This is a genomic window from Psychrobacter sp. 1U2 (assembly GCF_051847575.1).
This window is the reverse complement of record NZ_JBPYDC010000284.1, coordinates 1-1,265: the sequence shown is the minus strand read 5'-3', so window position 1 is coordinate 1,265 and position 1,265 is coordinate 1. Positions and strand designations below refer to the sequence as shown.

General features: G+C 39.5%; 2 protein-coding genes. Both read right to left on the bottom strand.

The annotated features are described in order from the left end of the window. Positions 1-382, bottom strand: a 382-nt coding sequence (locus ACS8FD_RS15200; protein WP_439276463.1) for a DUF1287 domain-containing protein, incomplete at its 3' end; no start/stop codon positions are given. 148 nt (positions 383-530) lie between these two features. Continuing rightward, positions 531-1,106 carry an isochorismatase family protein gene (locus tag ACS8FD_RS15195; protein WP_439263528.1) on the bottom strand — a complete coding sequence of 192 codons (576 nt, stop codon included), beginning with the start codon at positions 1,104-1,106 and terminating at the stop codon, positions 531-533. Positions 1,107-1,265: the final 159 nt, after the last annotated feature.

Sequence of the window (1,265 nt, the reverse complement as noted above, 5' to 3'; positions counted from 1 at the left end):
TATCCCCTGTCTTAAAACTGTCTTTGTCAGTGACAGATAATGATTTTCCATGACGCTCAAAAAACACTTCAAGATTGGCCACTCGGCGATGGTCAATATTGTTATCCGGTGACTTTAATCCCCAATTCTTTGGATATTCTGACCAATTTGACTTCATGTCGTGATTGACCAGCTGCTGTAAATCTATATTTTGCAAACGATAAGCACGTACGATGACATCGGTACTTCTCCCCGTTTTCATCGGTACATCACCACGTGGAAAGTCCAGTTTTTGATAAGTGGCGTCATAATTGACTGTCACGCCGATTTGTTTTTTGGCATCTGCTGCCAGCTTGCTACCACTGCTGTTAGGACTGGCAGCCATCACTGGTTGTATCATCATTATTAAAAATACAACTGCTAAGAGCGGTTTAAAACCGTACTGCTTTACCCTATTCATCTTTTATGCCTTATATTGTCTATTTTTAATAAAATCTGACTAGGCACTTCATTATCTAGATTGTTTAATAACTACCTTTAACGATAATTGACTACTTAATCAGATTACTAATAGTCTTAAATGCAGGGTCGCGACTTGTGCGACATAGCTCAAACAATATGGTCTCAACCGTAGTAATTACCCCACCTGCGCGGCGAATACGCCGTATGGCTTGTTTTTTATCATATGGAAAGCGTGATCCTACCGCATCACCAACGATGACTGGTTGCATGCCATTATCCAGTAAATCTAACGCCGTTTGCATGACACACACATGCGTCTCAACGCCAAATAGTAGAACGATACTACGGTTTTGCTGCGCCAAATAATGCCATGAATCATCGTTGTCGCAAGCGCTAAATGTAACTTTTTCAAAACTTTTAGCATTATCACCTTCTAATAGCTCAAAAACTTCAGGTAACGTATCACCGAGACCTTTTTTATATTGCTCATTAAGCATAATAGGGATATCAAGGGCCTGTAGACCTTTTATCAACGTTGTTATTTTTTTGACGATGTTTTCGTGATCATAAATGTGCGGCGTTAGGCGCTCTTGCACATCGATAAGCATTGCTTGCGTGTTTTCACGAGCGATGCGATAAGTACGATCGGTAATCATAGTGGCCATATTGAGTACACTCCTTGTACGTTTGTAGCACATCGCTACAGACTAAATGATTGATTTGTTGTTATTTGATATACGCTCATTTAGTCATATTTCGTCCGGTGCGTCAATAAACATAATCTTTATTAACAACTTATGAACGTTATGTCATAGATGGTTTTT